The following is a 13,972-nucleotide window of genomic DNA, read 5'->3' on the forward strand; positions in this document are numbered from 1 at the left end:
GTTATTGGTGATAACATTGCCGACGTTATCTCCACCGATGGTTGCATTAGATGAATCAAGATAAATCCCGTTGCTGCTGCTGTGCCGTATCGTGCTGTTTTTAATTGCGAACGAAGCCGAAGCAACATAAATATCGGCATTGTTGGTATGACCTCCATACTCCACAACGCAGTGGTCCAGGATGGTCTTACTGTCATTGGTCTGATCCGTAAAATAAATCCCCTTCCAGTTGCCCGGCGCCGAAGTCGACGCATTGGAAGTAAAGATGATGGGAGATCCCGCCGTACCTTGGGCCGACAGCGCGCCGTAACACCCGTCCGCACCGATATAAAGACCCGTGCCGGTATTAAAGCGCACCTCCACCCCTGGCTCAATCGTCAGCGTCGCCGTATAGGCCGGATTGTTCCAGGTAGTATGCCGCACCCTGACATCACCGGTGACAATATAGGGGCTGCCGGCCAGAGTCCAGGTAGTATTTGCGGTAATGTTCCCACTGACATTGGTGGCGGCAAGAGAAATCGGCGAAAAGGAAACAATGAAGACCAAAATCATGAAGATCCCAAGTAGGGCACGTATCGTTCTGCCTGTCTTTTCCGGAGAACAGAAGCAACCGATTTTCATTTGATTCCCAACCGGCTTGAAATCAAAAAAGCAGGTCTTTATCATAAATTTCTCCAAATATTTCCAGAATGTATTGGACTGCTTTTTTCGCCACATTTATTTCACCACAGAGGCACTGAGAACACAGAGAAAATTTATTTTTATTCAATCGGGAGATGCCGATTGAATAAAAGATTCCCTGTAGAAAATCCTTGCCACAGGCAAGTGTTTTTCCCGGCCGGTATCTTCCGGCCGGGGAAACTGCTCTACCCTCTGTGTCTCAATGGTTGTTTATTTTTCACATTCAAAAAAATCATTCTCTCTGCCCGCAGGGCGCACAGTCCACGGTTTTTTTTACGCGGCTATCTCGTGCCTGTAAGGCCAGGTCCTGATTGGACAGATAAGTCCGGTATCCTGCCAGACCGCCTTCAAGGAAAAAAACATTTTCAAGATTGGTTTGGGCGACGATTTTTTCGATCTCTTCGTACCCTGCGCCGGTATCGTTAAAAATGAGGATTAACTTTTTCCCGGCCGCAGCAGCACGGAGCGCCCCGGCGGTCAATTGCCGGGGAAACGGCAGATAGCGCGTCTCCGGCAAAAGGCGTTTTGCCTGCGAATTCTGCCGTTCGGACACATCGATAACGACCTGGTCTTTGCGGTCTTTTTCCTGGTAGAATTCCAATGCCGAAATATGTTTGTATCGGTCCGGAAAAAACAGATCGCCATTTAGCTGTCCGCCGCTGCGCTGCCAGGCGAGCAGGCCGCCGCTTAAGATCGAAACCCTGAAACCGCTTTTGTTTAATTCCCGGCAGGCCGCCTCCGTTTGCCCGTCGGGATAGCCGCCGTCCACCAGCACCACGGGATTGTTTTTCAAAAACGCCTTGGTCTTGATAAAATACAGCGGCACGTTGATGGAATCGGGTATCCGCACCGCGCTGAATTCCTCCGGCCGGCGGATGTCCACCAAAAAGATCTGCTGCTGTTGTTTGAGCTGCTCCAGGACGGACCGGGTCGAAACCGGCGTTGTTTCCGCCGCCGATGTAGGCCGGGGATAAAGGGATAATCCCATCATCGCAGTGATCAGAATTAATCGGTTTAATATTTTCATATATTCACCACAGAGACACGGAGAGCACAGAGTGATTTTATTTTATTTTCCTTTCACATCAGTCGCAGCCTCCCATGCTGTTGATGCTTTCACAGATATTTTTGGCCTGAATGAAGTCGGCTTTGTCCGAATCGGGATTGTTCAGAATGCTTTCCACCCACAGGATGGCTTCAGCCAAAGTCATGTCCGGAACGTTGTCAAAATCCGTATCCACCGGCATATCCAGCGAAAGCGCTCCGTCGGCAAAGTTCAGCCAGGTCGCCAGAAAGTGTTCCAGGGCCTGTTCTTTTTTGGCCAGGTCTTTGTCTTTTTTGCCGTTGCCCCCGGCCGGCCAATACACCTGCTTGGCTTCTTCGATGGTCGTCATGCCGATGCTTTCAGAGAACACGCTGCTGAAACGGTCTATGATATAGAGATAGGCCTGGAGCGTGTCATCATTGATCTGGTGGTTGCCGTTGTCGCCGAACTGATGCGCCCAGAATCCCTTGCCTCTGACGCAGCCGGAGTTTCCGGTTACGGCAACGATCAGGTCCCGGCCGTCCTCACCCCCGTCATCATCGGATATCCTCACAAGGATCGAATGGAGACCGGTTGAGGAATAGGTGTGACTGAATGTAAAACTCTTATTCTGATCCAGCGCCAGTGTCTCCTGGACCCCGTCGCCGAAATCAATCGCGGCGGTCCAGGTGTCACTGCCGGGATCGGTAAAAGAACAGGAACCAAATATTGCTTCCCCCGTTTTAATGATTTCGTCGGCGGCAAGTTCATTTATTACCGGCGGCACGTTGTTCACCGTAACCGTCAGGGTGCTTGAACCCACCCCGCCGTCATCGTCGGTCACCGTCAATGTCACGGTATAAATGCCGTTGTCGGCATAGGTGTGTGTCGGCGTCAGACTCCCGCCGGCAGTCGCACCGTCGCCGAAGCGCCAGAGAATTGTATGGCTGTCCGTGCCCGGATCGCTGAAGCTCCCGCCAAAGGCCACTTCCGCGCCCTCGGCCGCGGTCTGATCCGGCCCGGCATTTGCCATCGGCGCCACGTTGTTCACCGTAACCGTCAGGGTATCGCTGCCCACACCGTCATCATCGTCTATCACCGTGAGAGTGACGGTATAAACTCCGTTATCTTTATAGGTATGCGCTGGATAGAGAGTATCGATGACGTTGGCACCGTCGCCGAAGTTCCACAGGATCGTATGGGCGTCATCGCCCGGATCGGTAAAGCTGCCGCTAAAACTGATATCCGCGCCTTCACCGGCATATTGATCTACTCCGGCGACTGCCGCCGGTGCGACATTATTAACCGTAACCGTGAAGGTGTTTGAGCCTGCAGCGCCGTCATCGTCGGTTATCGTGAGCGTTACGGTATAAACGCCGTCATTGGAATAAATATGGTCTGCCTGAACCGTGCCGGAGCCATCGGTCTCCACCACGCTGCCGGCAGAAACCGTGCCGTCTCCCCAGTCAATTTGGGCGCTGTGGGTATCCAGCCCTCCGGAATCGCTGAAACCGGCGGAAAAACCGACGCTCGCGCCTTCATCAACTGTCAGGTCGGGGCCGACATCTACAACAGGAGCAACATTATGAACCATAACCGTGACCATGTCGGTGCTCTCCAGGCCCACCGCGTCGACTACCGTCAGCGTAAAAGTCAGTACTTCGCCGCCGCTGCCGGCATCCGGGGCCGTAAATGCGACCTGCGCTGACTCCGGATCGGGCAAAGAAACGGCCGGCCCGCCGGTCTGCTCCCAGCGGTAAGACACCGTCCCGTTGCCGGGATCGTAAGAGGCAGAACCATCCAGAAGGATTACCGCGCCCTCATCCACATCCTGATCATCCCCGGCCTCGGCCGACGGCGGGGTCTTATCAACGGTTACGGCCCCAGAACTGTATGACGTGACGGTTGAGTTGCCGTCGCTGATCACGGCATAGATATAATAGTTGCCGTCGGCTACAGCGGTAATGTCCCATACAAAGGTATCGCTTTCTTCATCCGGATCCTCGCTAATATCCGTCATGATCGGAATGCCGTCCGCCCCGGAAGTATCCGTATCGTAAAAGAGAGAAATGGCTGCATCGGTCTCGGGATCGCCGTCGTCCCAAGCAATGGTGATACCTGCATGGGTCCGCAGATCCCCGGCCGGTTCCACAATTACGATCCGGGGCGGATCATCGACACCGTTCTGATCGGTAAAGAAAGCCGATACCGCCGACCAGTCGCCGGGAAGCCCGTGTTCGTCCTCGGCCCGGGCGCGCCAGTAATACCAGTGGTTGTCCAGCAGCGTCGCAGACGGCGTCCAATTGAGACTTTCCGTAACCGTGTCATCAACCGGTTGGCTCAATGCCTCATCGCTATACAGCCTAAACCGGTAATAGATGACATCTTCATCCACGTCCACGGCCGGGTTCAGCTCAAGGGTCGGCTCAAGCGAGCTCACCCAGGCGGCGTGTCCCGGATTTTTCACCGTCGGAACCGAAGGTGCGTCATTGGCCGTATTGACAAAGAAGCCGGCCGTGGTCCAGGGGCTCTGGGCGGCGTCGTCGCCGGCTTTGACCCGCCAGTAGTAGCGCGTGTTGTCGCTGAGACCGGAAACCGGCCATACGGCCCCATCGGCGCCCGGGCTGATCTCACCCGACGTCCGTTTGAGGGACCCGTCAAATGTGATGACGGTATCAATCTCAAAGATATAGGCGAGGGCATCCCCATCGATATCAACGGCATCAGCTGCGACAAGGTCCAGTTGCTGGATCGTCACTTCATTGCCGTCCTCTGGAAATACGATCCGGGGCGTCGTGGGGGCGTCATTGGCCGTGTTGACAAAAAAGACAGCCTGCGCTGTTGCCGTCCAGGCGCCGTGTTCATCAATGGCGACCGCCCGCCAGAAATACCGGGTATTGTCATCCAGGTCGTTTGTCACGCTCAAGAAGGTGGTACCGGCGCTGCCGGCGGCAATGTCTGCGGCTGTGGCCACCACCTGGCTCATGGCGCTATCGGCATAAATTTCAAAAGTATAGGTGACGGCGTCCCCGTCCACATCCACGCTGTTGGTCACTTCCAGCATCGGTTTCAGCGTGTCCACTTCGGAACTGTCCGCCGGGCTGCTGATGTTAAACGCACCGGGGGGATCGTTTTGGGTATTGACAAAAAAGCCGGCCTGGGCCCACTGGCTGAAGCCAGTGCCGTCCCCTGCCCTGACCCGCCAGTAGTAATGCGTATTATCGCTGAGATTTTCAGGAACCGTCCAGCCGGTCTGCTGGGCGGTTTGGGGCACGGCCGGTTGATATGCCACCCGGGCGGTGAGACCCGCGTCGGCATAGACCTCAAACTCATAGGTAATCACGTCGCCGTCGGGGTCCGTGCTGTTTTCAACGACAAGCTCGGGCTGCAGCAGGGGTGTTTCGGAACCGTCCGGGGGCGCAAGGATGTTCGGAATGCCGGGGGCGTTGCTCGACGCCGGATCGGTGCCGTTGAGATACTCATCCAGATCCGAAATGCCGTCGCCGTCGGCATCGCCGCTGCCGTCACGGTCCAGGTTTCCGAAATGTGCCATCTCCCAGTCATCCGGCAGGCCGTCCTGGTCGCTATCCCCGAAGGCATTGATGCTGACAAGCACCGCCCGGGCATCTTCCAAAGCGCCGTCTGAGGCTTTGAACGTGATGGTATAAACACCGGCCTGGCCTTCGGCCGGGGTCCAGCTGAAAAGACCGGTGCCGTCGCCCCGGTCCACAAACGTCGCCCCGAACGGCAGGGGCGCGGCGCTTAGAGTAGGGATCGTGCCGTCCGGATCGCTGGCCGCAACCGTAAAGGCGAGGGCGTTTTTTTCAAAGCCGGTCTGGTTGGCGATGGGTTCAAGGACCGGCGCGCGGGGTGTTTCCGCCGATGCATCGAATATAAAGGTATAGGAATTGGTGGTATTGACATCGAACAGGTTGACAAAGTGCTGCCAGGTATGGTCCGCCTGCTGCTTTTTGGAAAGCCAGGCGTTTTCGGGTTTGATGACCTTGCCGTCGCTTCTCAGCACCTGCTTGAGTATCTTCTGGCCGTTATGGGGGTCCGGCAGCGTCACAACCATAAACCCGGCCGTGGCCGGCGCGGACAGGGTATAGCGGCTCTCGGCATCGGTCGACGACGCTAATACCAGGGATGAGTTGGCGCTCTGGTTGGTGACGGCCGTGTTCTGGCCGTTTGACTCATACAGGGTGTAGATCTGGCTGTCGGCGCTTTCTTTGGCCAGAAAATCCCGGACCGTGTCCCGCCCGGGCAAGTCCGCCAGGACGTCCCGCACCGAATAATGGGTCCGGGCGGCCTCAAAAAGCGAGGTGAGTTGTCCGCCCAGCTCGTCTGAATGGCTGAAGTTTGCGCGAAAATCCACGAAGCGGCCCGACAGGGTGCAGGTCATGAACCAGCGGGCGGCTTTGGCACCGTCGGGCGCTATGTCGCCGAAATCCGCCAGCAGACTGGCCGTGGCCGGCTTGCCGTTGACTTCGCTGCCCTCAATCACAAAGCCAATTAAAAGCCCCTGATCGTTGTCGACAATCTTTGGCTGAGCGGAGTCAATCTTAAGCGCCTTGGCCGTGCCGGCGCCGGTATTCTTCACGCGTACGCCCAAACTGAAAGGAACCGACGCCTCGGTCTCGGCCGTCCAGGGATCGTCGCCAAAAACATCCGTGGGCAGAAAATAATCGAGGGTCAGCGCCGGCATGGGTTTCACAAAAATGTAGTCCGGGGTCACTTCGGTGGTATGGGTTTCGCCGCCGATGGTATAGGAAAGGGTGGCCCCCACGTAGTAAAGGGTGCCGGCGTTCAGGCCGTTGGAAGAACCGGGGGCCGGGATGATGAGCCAGTGGATATCGGCCGATGAAGCCGGTGAGACTGCGCCGCTGCCGTCCACAGCGTCAATATTCTGCAGGGAGTCTATGCGCACAAAAAACAGGGCGTCGGCATCATCGGGGTCTGAACTCGCGCGGATGGTGTTTCCGGCCGCGTCCTTGAATGAAACCGTCGCAGCCACATTTTTAAGCATGATATGGGATAGGCCGTTGTTGATGCGCATGTGGGCGTCAAAGGCCTGCCGTTCCAGGGTCAGCTCCTGTTTGATTTCGATCTTAACATCGGCGCAGACGGAATCGGTTGCGGCCAATGCAGTGCCCGGCGCGGCAATGAGGCACAAAACCGCCCAGAACATCAAAAACAGTCGACTGATACCCGAATACCCCGGCGATCCGTTCGGCTTTCCCATCCTTTTCCTCCGGAATGAGATGTTAAGCTGGTAAATACAAAAAGGCTCACGGCTAACGGTGCACGGCACGAGGAGAACTTAACTTTAACGTCGCGCCTATTCTTTTTCTGACTGATGCTGAAAACTAATTTTAAAAAAATTTAATTCATGCTGACTTTAAGCCCGTCTCCTTTATAGCTGAAACGGTTAAACCGATTTTCAGCGCCATCCCCTTGGTTGCCCATAATGTGCATGGCAATGTACCCGGCCGTGTTTTTAAAAAAAAACCTGTTCTGGGGGTCGGCGATATGCCAGGCGCCGTCCTGGTAAAACTCGGCCCAGTTGTGAAAGCCGGCTACCTTTAAGATTGTATTTTCAGGGCAGATGTAACCCCCGACCCCCCGGGACGGGATTGCATTGGCCCGGCAAAGGGCGGCAAACAGATACATATATTCGGTGCAGTCTCCCTTGCGGTACGTGTGCGCATACAGAGCACCGCGATCGTTTTTAATATAACCGGCATACTGAATATGGCCCGCGACCCACTGAAATATATTATTGGCCGTCTGCAGCACGTCGGAAGACTTTAACTGCCGGGCGGTGCTTTGAATGGCCGGATGGTCCGCTTCGATATATTTTTCCGCCTTCAGCCATAAGGCCGGGGCATCCGGACTGTTCGGCTTCGCCCCTTCGGACAGTCGCAGATCCGCCGTAATGCGGATGATCCGGGTCGCATAGGGCGGCAGCGCCTTCAGTTTAAAATACAAAATCTGGTTGCCCAACCCATCAATGGACAAATCAAACGGATGGGACGCCGTGATCGCGTCGCAGCGCTGGTTGGCCGTCTGTTTGACCGGCGCGTAGGTCCGGAATTCGGCATTTTCCAGCAATTGCGATCCCGTGTTCTGGAGCGTAAATTCATAGTAAACCTGTCGCGGGATCGTGTATGCGCTCCGGTCATCGGCCGCATCCGTTTTTGCGTCAAAATACACCGCCACACCCCAGATCAGAACACTCCCGAGGAACAAACAAACCACCTGTCCTGGTTTTTTATTTCCGGCCAAACGATACATGGTTAGCTTTTGTTTGAGTGTTAACTTTTTAAATTGCGTTATGCCGCAATAACGAGGAATGTAATGAAGGGTTTCCAATTCGACGGCAAACCCGTTTTGTCTTTAAATGGAAAAGCGTCTTAATGAAGCGATAGGAAAATCTTTAAAGGTAAGAACTTCATTAAATTTCAACTATCCTAGCGATTTTGTCAATGGTTAAATGTGCCAGCGGTTTCTACCGGCTTTATTAAGCCTCCCGGAGTCCTGCCCAGGTGGGACGGCGGGGATCTTTAACCCCAAATTTCGCAAGCGCACGGCACAAAAATGAATATAGTATATTCAAAATTCATGCCGGAACCGTGATAGTATCCATAATTTTTTTTGCCTGGAGCTGCCTGTTCGTTTGATTTCTTAACAATCCGGTATTTTTTGAAATATAACCTTGGCGGCAGGGGCTCCGAAGGGGATTTTTGAAACAAATTGATACGACAGACCGGACAAGGCAGTTTCCTTTTGCACATTTTTTTGTGCACGTGCACAATTTTCTGTGCATTTCCGGTATTAGTTCAGTTCCTTCATCAACGCGATTTCATCGCAATTGGGGAATTTGACGCAGGCCAGGCAATCTCCCCAGATCTTGAGGGGCAGTTCCGAAATTTCAATCTGTGAAAACCCATGTTTTTTAAAAAATTCCGGCTGGTAGGTGAGGGTAAACACTTTGGCCACTTTAAATGTTTGCGCATCGGCAAGGGCGGCTTCCACCAGTTTGGCGCCGATTTTCCTTTTCTGATGCTGCGGGTGCACGGCCAGGGAGCGGATTTCGGCCATGTCTTCCCAGCAGATCTGCAATGCGCAGCAGCCCACGACGGTTTCGTCGGGGCCGTCTAAACAAACCAGAAAATCCCTGATATGATCATAGAGCTTGCTCAACGGCCGCGGAAGCAGTTCGCCCTTGTTGCCGTATTGCTGCAGCAGGCTGTGAATGGCTTTGATATCCTTTATTTGGGCTTTGCGAATCATGGCGGTTCCTATAGCATTATTTGCGGTTAAAGCAAATTATTTTTCGGATTCTTCTCCGGATTTCGGCTTCAGGCTATAGACCTGTTCTTCCGACTCCCGAACTTCAGCCTTGTTGTGTCCGTTGATTGTTGTCCGTTGTCGGTTGCGGTTCCGGACACGGACAACTGACCACGGACAACCGGTAGTTCTTTCCAACCCTTCAGCCTATTTACCTACTCTCATCGGTTCGGCTCCATCCCCTTTCTGAACATCGCAGAGACTGCATTCTTTGAATTTTCCGGGGCCGGCAGGCCGGTCTGGGGATCCATCCGCACCGACACCACGTCGTCGGGAATGTCAAAGTAATGATAAGGCCGGTCGTGATGCGCCTGGCTCATAAACTCAATCCAGGCGGGTAGCGCCGCCCGGGCCCCGGTTTCACCTCGTCCCAAGGGAGTGAAATCATCATTTCCAACCCAAACGCCGGCGGCGATGGAAGGCGAAAAACCGATAAAAAGGGCGTCTTTGAAATCATTGGTGGTTCCGGTCTTGCCCCCGAGGGGGAAGGTCAGGCGGACGGCCATTTTTCCGGTTCCTTCTCGAATCACGCCCTGGAGCATATCGGTAATGATCGCAGCCCCGGTCCGTGACATCGCAAGATGAACCTGGGGTGCCCGCTGCCAGACGGTTCGACCGGCCGTATCCATTACTTTTAATACCCCGAACGGTTGTATTTTTTTCCCCCGATTGGGAAACACCGCGTAGGCGGATGTCAGATCCATCAGGGTGATTTCCGAGGTTCCCAGTGCCAAGGAAAGATTCGGCCGCAACGGAGAGTGAATCCCTAAAGAAAAAGCAAAATCGGCGACGGCGGCCGGTCCCAAAGTCTCAATGAGCCTGACGGCCGGGATATTTTCCGATAAGGCCAGAGCCTTTCGCAGGGTTATTTCCCCCAGATACGTTTTTGAGAAATTTTCAGGCTGCCAGTCATTTCCGTCCTTGGCCCCTTTAAATATTACCGGTGCATCCAGGATTGTCTGGTTCTGGGAAAAGCCCCGTTCAACGGCCAGGGCATAGACGATCGGTTTAAAGGCCGAACCCGGCTGGCGCAAGGCCATTGTCGCTCGGTTAAATGGGCTTTGTACGAAATCCCTGCCGCCGGTCATCGCCAGGATGGCGCCGGTCTGAACGTCCAGGGCAACCAGCGCGCACTGGGGCTCCGGTTGGGCGATGCCGTTTTTTTTCATACGGCCTTCAAGGGATCGCAGACCGCTGATGGCCGCTTGATCGGCTGCTTTTTGCAGATCATGAGAGAGGGTCGTTATGACCGTAAGTCCGCCCTTGTATAGTCTATCCGACCCGATGTCATCTTCAAGAAAATTTTTAATATATTCAACAAAGTAGGGGGCGTTCCGGGCAAATTTACCTTGATCGGGTGTGAGAACCGGTTCAGCAAGCGCCTGCCGGTATTGTGCGTCCGTGATGATATGAATCTCATGCATCTGTCGCAAAACAATATCCCGGCGTTGTCGGGCAAGCGCTTTGTTAATCAACGGGGAAAACCGTGAGGGCGCTTTGGGCATGGCTGCGATAAGGGCGCACTCCGCCAGGGTCAGCTCGCCGATGGGTTTACTGAAAAATATACGCGCAGCAGACGCGACCCCGTAAGCGCCGCTGCCGAAATAGACCTGATTCAGGTACAGCTCCAGGATTTCATCCTTGGTGTAGCGCCGTTCCAGATGAAATGCCAGCAGGGCTTCTTTGAGCTTGCGGACTATGGTTTTGCGGGGTGTCAGAAAAAGGGTTTTGGAAAGCTGCTGGGTCAGCGTGCTGGCCCCCTCCACAAACTCACCCGCCCAGATATCTCTTACAATGGCCCGCAGAATACCCTTGAGGTCTATCCCGGTATGCCGGTAAAAGTTTCTGTCTTCGGTGGCAATCAGGGCTGATTTCAGATAGTCGGGTACCATTTCAAGGGGGACCGGATCCCTTTTTTCAACAAACAGTTCGTCCAGCAGAATATTGTCGGCGGAAAATATCTGCGTAGTGGCCGATGGTTTATAAGTTTCCAGGGAACGGATCTGGGGCAGATCGCGGGTCAGGGCGAAAAAAGCCCCCACCGTCATGCCGCAGGCAATGCCGGCAATAACGATCAGGAGTATGGGGATTTTTAGTTTTTTAAAACCGGTTTTAACCATTGAAATTATTTCCGGCCAAATTGAGCTGTCGGGGCCTTCTCGGCCCAACGCTCACTAAGTACATGTATTCTTAAATACGATTATGTATAACTTTTCATTTCACCACAAAGGCTCAAAGGACGCGAAGTATTGCCCGAACCGGGTGCCGGCCCTAAATAATAGCCGGCTTCGGTTCGAGCAAAGGTGCACACTTTTTTACCGGTAGCGCCGTGAGCTCTAACCTTGAAGCGATAACCATTTGCGGGATCGCAGCCAGGTGGAGTCGGTTCTTTGACGGAGCCAGGACCCGATACCGCAAATTTTTCTCTTTGCGACCTTGGCGTCTTGAGCGCAGCGGGCGGTGAAACAATACAAAAAATATTTCATCGAACTTACGAATTTGACCATTAAGTACACCTAATTCTTAAATCCTACTATTATTTTGCTTTTTACACTAGATCAGGTTTAGAGTCATCTTTCTTTTGAAACAAATTGGCCATAAGCCGTTTCCAAAAACCATTCGGGAAGGTCTTCCGCCCGCCGAAATGAAAGGCTGGTTGTCATGAAAAGCGTCATTGCGCGCTGGAAACAGAAAGCGCGCGATCTCAAAAAAGAAACGTTCGCCATTTATCTGGCGTATAAAGACCCGCGGGTTCCCTGGTATGCAAAGCTGCTGGCTGCCTGCGTGGTGGGGTATGCCTTAAGCCCGATAGATCTGATACCCGATCCGATCCCGATTCTGGGTTATTTGGATGATCTTGTGATCGTCCCACTCGGCATTGCGCTGGTTGTCAGAATGATTCCGCCCGATGTCCTGCAGGAATGCCGGCAAAAAGCTGAAACAGCTTTCCGCCAGGGCAAACCAAAGAATTGGATAGCTGGCGCTATTATTATCGTTATATGGGTCATTGCTTTTGCTCTAACAATTTTCTATTTGAAAAAATTGTTCATGAAATAGCGAACCTATAATCCGTCATAACGAGATGATCCTATTTGAGTTGAAAACGGATCGGTATCTTAACCCACATTTCAATTTTATTCTCCCCTTCCATACCGGGTTCAAATAACCAGTCTTCAACAGTGGTCCGGGCGGCCTTGTCCAGGGTCGTGTAGCCGCTGGATGAAAATATCTTCATATCCGCGACGCGGCCGTTTTTATCAATGAAAACTTCGAGTATCACGGTGCCCTGGTAGTTTCTTTTTCGAGCCAGGATGGGATAATGCGGGGGTGGATTGTCGCGATACCTGGGTTTGGCCTCCCGGATGAGCGGTGGGGCCGGAGTTTGTTCAACAGTCCCGTCCGAACCCGCTTTTTTCTGTTCATCCGTCTTCAGTATTGTCCGGAGCCGGGGTTCAGGACCGGGTGGGGATGCAGGGACATCCGGTTTTTCTTCCCCGGTTATCGGATCAGGCTTGGAATAGTGAACCGGTTGGCTTTCAGAGATGAGCTGAGAAGGCATTTGCTTCTCCGGTGGAGGGGGAATCGCCTTAATATCAGAGACACGATCGCGGCCGGATTCTGGTTCTGATTTGGGCGTGGGCTTTGGTTTTGGTTCGGGTGCAGGTTCAGGTGTTGACTTCGCGGCCGGTTTTGAAAGTTTTGGTGCGGGTTCAGCTTTCGGCATCGGCCGGGACACCAGGGCCAGGGTCACCATTTGAGGTTTCGGTTTTAAATAAGGTTTTTTCCCCATCCAGCCGAAATCCGCCCACAGAAGATAGGCATGGATCCCCATTGCTATTATTGCTGACAGCAATATCCGCTTCAAATCGGGCTACTCCCATTCGGCCTGAAGCGAGACGTGATTCAGGCCTGTTGATCGGATTTGATCCAGAACCCGGAAGAGCTTCTGATAGGTGAGGCTGCGGTCGGCAAACAGGAGCACGCCTGTTTGATGCTTGCCGGCGGCTTTCGCTTTCAGTACGCCGGCCAACTCGGAAAGAGGGACCGGTTCTTTGTCCACAAAGGTTGAACCGTCCGCAGTGATGGTGACGGACAGGGTCGTCAGTTTTTCAATTTGGGCAGCGGCGGCGCTCGGCAAACGAACCGGCAGGCCGCGATGAACGGCCATGGAGAGTATGGCATAGATAAAGAAAACCAGCAGCAGAAACACGATATCGATCAAAGGGATCAGTTCGATGCGAACTTTACTGCTTTGGTTGAGTTGGATTTTCATGCCGAATCGCCTTTTGGTAATTCTGACTTCTGGAACAGTTTTTCATAAACGATTTCCAGGCTGGTGGCATATTTTTCAATATCCAGAACGGCGCCGGCCACGCGTGAATTAAAATAGTTGTAGGGAAAGACCGAAAGAATGGCGATTCCGAGTCCTGCCGCCGTGGTAATCAGCGCCTGGGCAATACCGGCGGTTACCGCTTCAGGGTGTTCAATGCCGGCAGATCCCAGCATTTCAAATGATGTGATAATGCCAAGCACCGTGCCGAAAATACCCAAGAGCGGGGCAACCGTAATCATGGTGTCCAGCACCCCCATATAGCGGCGCATATTTTTGACCTCATCGGCCGCAGCCGACTCCATGGCCTTGGTCATGGAAAATTCACGGTGCAGGATGCCGCTGACAAGAATCCGGATCAGGTAATCTTTTGATCCGGCCACCTTTATTTTGACCGATTCCCAATCGGCGGCCCGGCAAAGCTCCAAAACCTCATTGACCAGCGACTGGCTTCGCAGCATGTCCAACCGGATCCAAAACATTGCCCGTTCAATGACAACGGTGAGCACAATGAAGGAGCATGCCAGGAGGGGATACATGACCGGTCCGCCGCTTTTAAATATTTCCAGCATAGTCTGTCGTTCTCC

Annotated in this window: 10 protein-coding genes; 1 reads left to right on the plus strand and 9 read right to left on the minus strand. The window is 53.6% G+C overall.

Going from position 1 to position 13,972, the window contains the following annotated elements; all coding sequences use genetic code 11:
* The 6 genes from P1P89_00005 to P1P89_00030 form a co-directional block, all read right to left on the minus strand.
* A partial coding sequence (locus P1P89_00005; protein ID MDF1589869.1) for a hypothetical protein occupies positions 1-552 on the minus strand: 552 nt, incomplete at its 3' end.
* A 361-nt stretch (positions 553-913) separates the two neighbouring features.
* The gene (locus tag P1P89_00010; GenBank protein ID MDF1589870.1) at positions 914-1,708 is read right to left on the minus strand and encodes a rhodanese-like domain-containing protein; all 795 of its coding nucleotides are present in this window, start codon (positions 1,706-1,708) and stop codon (positions 914-916) included.
* Positions 1,709-1,766: 58 nt separating this feature from the next.
* A complete protein-coding gene (locus P1P89_00015; protein MDF1589871.1) occupies positions 1,767-6,947 on the minus strand; it encodes a PKD domain-containing protein in 5,181 nt (1,726 codons plus the stop codon).
* Between the two features lie 140 nt (positions 6,948-7,087).
* Positions 7,088-7,954 carry a transglutaminase-like domain-containing protein gene (locus P1P89_00020; protein ID MDF1589872.1) on the minus strand — a complete coding sequence of 289 codons (867 nt, stop codon included), beginning with the start codon at positions 7,952-7,954 and terminating at the stop codon, positions 7,088-7,090.
* Positions 7,955-8,539: 585 nt separating this feature from the next.
* Positions 8,540-8,998: an N-acetyltransferase gene (locus tag P1P89_00025; GenBank protein MDF1589873.1), complete on the minus strand. Its 459-nt coding sequence runs from the start codon at positions 8,996-8,998 to the stop codon at positions 8,540-8,542.
* Between the two features lie 218 nt (positions 8,999-9,216).
* Complete coding sequence (locus P1P89_00030; GenBank protein ID MDF1589874.1) at positions 9,217-11,175, minus strand: PBP1A family penicillin-binding protein; 1,959 nt, start codon at positions 11,173-11,175, stop codon at positions 9,217-9,219.
* A 541-nt stretch (positions 11,176-11,716) separates the two neighbouring features.
* On the opposite strand from P1P89_00030, the gene P1P89_00035 reads away from it, so the two are divergent.
* The gene (locus P1P89_00035; GenBank protein MDF1589875.1) at positions 11,717-12,112 is read left to right on the plus strand and encodes a YkvA family protein; all 396 of its coding nucleotides are present in this window, start codon (positions 11,717-11,719) and stop codon (positions 12,110-12,112) included.
* Positions 12,113-12,143: 31 nt separating this feature from the next.
* Here P1P89_00035 and P1P89_00040 read toward each other — a convergent pair whose 3' ends face one another.
* Genes P1P89_00040 through P1P89_00050 form a run of 3 tightly spaced genes read right to left on the minus strand, consistent with a single transcriptional unit; the run spans position 12,144 to position 13,957 of the window.
* Entirely contained in the window at positions 12,144-12,920 is a 777-nt protein-coding gene (locus tag P1P89_00040; GenBank protein MDF1589876.1) for a TonB family protein, read from the minus strand.
* Positions 12,921-12,926: 6 nt separating this feature from the next.
* Entirely contained in the window at positions 12,927-13,328 is a 402-nt protein-coding gene (locus P1P89_00045; protein MDF1589877.1) for a biopolymer transporter ExbD, read from the minus strand.
* Positions 13,325-13,957 carry a MotA/TolQ/ExbB proton channel family protein gene (locus P1P89_00050; GenBank protein MDF1589878.1) on the minus strand — a complete coding sequence of 211 codons (633 nt, stop codon included), beginning with the start codon at positions 13,955-13,957 and terminating at the stop codon, positions 13,325-13,327. Before P1P89_00050 ends, P1P89_00045 begins: the two co-directional genes overlap by 4 nt.
* Between the last annotated feature and the right edge of the window lie 15 nt (positions 13,958-13,972).

The organism is Desulfobacterales bacterium (genome assembly GCA_029211065.1).
Taxonomy (GTDB): domain Bacteria; phylum Desulfobacterota; class Desulfobacteria; order Desulfobacterales; family JARGFK01; genus JARGFK01.

Bases quoted from the DNA above. Each gene is read 5' to 3' on its own strand.
- P1P89_00010 (MDF1589870.1), bottom strand. From the start codon at position 1,708: ATGAAAATATTAAACCGATTAATTCTGATCACTGCGATGATGGGATTA.
- P1P89_00015 (MDF1589871.1), bottom strand. From the start codon at position 6,947: ATGGGAAAGCCGAACGGATCGCCGGGGTATTCGGGTATCAGTCGACTG.
- P1P89_00025 (MDF1589873.1), bottom strand. From the start codon at position 8,998: ATGATTCGCAAAGCCCAAATAAAGGATATCAAAGCCATTCACAGCCTG.
- P1P89_00030 (MDF1589874.1), bottom strand. From the start codon at position 11,175: ATGGTTAAAACCGGTTTTAAAAAACTAAAAATCCCCATACTCCTGATC.
- P1P89_00035 (MDF1589875.1), top strand. From the start codon at position 11,717: ATGAAAAGCGTCATTGCGCGCTGGAAACAGAAAGCGCGCGATCTCAAA.
- P1P89_00045 (MDF1589877.1), bottom strand. From the start codon at position 13,328: ATGAAAATCCAACTCAACCAAAGCAGTAAAGTTCGCATCGAACTGATC.
- P1P89_00050 (MDF1589878.1), bottom strand. From the start codon at position 13,957: ATGCTGGAAATATTTAAAAGCGGCGGACCGGTCATGTATCCCCTCCTG.